We start from the raw sequence: 2,087 nt of genomic DNA on the forward strand, positions 1-2,087 counted from the left end.
TTTGATTTTGCAGCGCACGCACTGCCCCGATGACGGCAGACATTTCATCGTCGGCCAGGGGGGCGGGCAAAGGCGCCTGCAGGTCGTTGTTGGCAAGCGCCTTCAGGGCCCGCGTGGTCTTGGCCAGGGGCTGCAGTACGCGGTGCTGGATCACGTATAGCGCGCCCCCCAGCACCAGCAGCAGCGCCCCCGAGCCCGCCAGCGCCCAGACCAGCACCTGCAGGGCGCGCTGGTGTTCCTGCTGTGCGCGTTCGCGGGCCTGGGCGAGCAGCACATCGCGCAGCGCCAGGATAGGGTTCATCTCGGGCACATACAAGGCCGCGAACTCGGCCGCCGACAAGCCATAGCGGCCATCTCCATCCCCCTGCGCCAGCACCTGGCCCAGCAAGGCCTGGGCCACGCCAAAGTACTGCGCTTCGACCGTGCGCCACGCCTGCGACACCTCGCTGGCCTCACCCGGCAGCTGCAGCCGTAACTCCACCAGCGTGCGCAATTGCGCAATGCGCCCCCGCGTCTCGTCAATCGCGCGGCGCTCTGCGGCAGAAAACGGCTGCGCCTTGACCAACGCCGCCGTGAAGTGAGAGCCCAGCAAGCCAGCGTATTCACGCAGCGCCGCTGCCAGGCGAGCGCCCTGTACATCGTCGCCCAGCGCTGGGTAAGCATGCTGGGCGGCACTGGCCAGAGCATTGGTCAAAGGCGAAAGCAGTGGCACCACGGCTACCATGTCCTGCACGGCGTGGCGGATGGCCTCCGCCGAGCGCGCAGGTTGCTGCAACGCCAGCACCTGGTCCACGCCCGCGCGGGCCTGCACCAACGCACTGCGCGCGGTCTGCAGGCTCTGCTCAAGATGAATGTCGTCGGCTGTGGAACGGGGCGCGGCCACCACGGCCTGCCGCAGGGCCTCGAACGCCTGGTCGGTGCGCGCCCGCGCCTCCTGCAACGCCTGGGCGCGCGACTGCGGCATGGGCAAGGAATCGCCGAGCGCGCCGTTGGTGGGTCCCCTTTCGCGCGACACCATCTCCACCGCCACCAGCCCGCGCTGCAGCTGCTCCAGCAAGCGCAGGCTTTGCGACGCCCTGTGCACCGATTGCCACTCGTTGGTGGCCAGGCGCCCCACCAACACCATCGTGGCCACAAGAACCAGGGCCCCCAGCAGGTGGAGCATTCGACTCAATTGCATGAACAAACAAGCGCTTTACGGGCACCACACAAAAAAGAAAGCCGCACCAGGCAGCGCAAAAAAAGGCTACACCTGTGCGCAGCCAGCCTGCTGGGATTGTATGAAGGTGTATCTTTCAGTCACTCCCCAGTCTGCTGCGGGCCTTGATGACTCTTCTCACCACAGCCGCCAACGCATCCGCTTGTGTGCGTTCAGGACACCTTGGCACCACGCCCAGATAACCCAACGCAACCCGCACGCCGCCCCTCGGCATGGGGACACGCAGAAGCCTCAGACAACGGCAGGGCATGCCCTCTATCGGTTCGGGCGTTCTCGCACCTAAAATCACGAAGGCTCTCTGCAATGTGAAGAGGGCCGATCACAATCCAAACCAACGAAGAAATAATCATGGCAACTGCAAAAAAAGCTCCAGCACCCGCAAAGAAAGCCGCCGTCAAGGCCGCGGCACCCGCTGCCAATAAGGCTGCTCCAGCCAAGAAGGCCGCAGCCCCCGTAGCAAAGCCTGCAGCAGCGGCCCCCGCAGCAATCAAGCCCATCAAGACGGCTTTCAACAAGACCACGCTGGTGGCCCACCTGGCCGAGCAATCGGGCGTGGAACCCAAGGCCGCCAAGGCCGTGCTGGCAGCACTCGAAGCCGCCATCCTGGGCTCGGTGCACAAGAAGGGCTCTGGCGAATTCACGCTGCCCGGCGTGCTGAAGATCGGCCTGCAGCAAGTCGCGGCAAAGAAGAAGCGCTTTGGCAAGGATCCCTTCACCGGCGAAGAGCGCTGGTTCCCCGCCAAGCCCGCATCGGTCAAGATCAAGACCCGCGCGCTGAAGAAGCTCAAGGACGCAACGGCCTGATAAGGCCTTGGGTTCTCGCAGGCCCTACCGGCCTGCGTGCATGGGGCCCGCCCCATGCACACAC

At 65.3% G+C, this 2,087-nt stretch carries 2 protein-coding genes; one reads left to right on the forward strand and one right to left on the reverse strand.

Features of this window, described 5'->3' with window-relative positions:
- Positions 1-1,180, reverse strand: a 1,180-nt coding sequence (locus DBR12_RS20795) for a HAMP domain-containing protein (RefSeq protein WP_233245000.1), incomplete at its 3' end; no start/stop codon positions are given.
- 387 nt (positions 1,181-1,567) lie between these two features.
- Here DBR12_RS20795 and DBR12_RS20800 point away from each other — a divergent pair.
- Positions 1,568-2,023 (forward strand): HU family DNA-binding protein, encoded by a 456-nt coding sequence (locus DBR12_RS20800; RefSeq protein ID WP_108618963.1) that lies wholly within the window; start codon positions 1,568-1,570, stop codon positions 2,021-2,023.
- The last annotated feature ends 64 nt before the right edge of the window (positions 2,024-2,087 follow it).

The sequence above is a fragment of the Acidovorax sp. HMWF029 genome, from assembly GCF_003060895.1.
In the GTDB taxonomy this organism is placed as follows: Bacteria; Pseudomonadota; Gammaproteobacteria; order Burkholderiales; family Burkholderiaceae_C; genus Acidovorax.

Coding starts and splice junctions, on each gene's coding strand:
- DBR12_RS20800 (WP_108618963.1), top strand. CDS start 1,568: ATGGCAACTGCAAAAAAAGCTCCAGCACCCGCAAAGAAAGCCGCCGTC.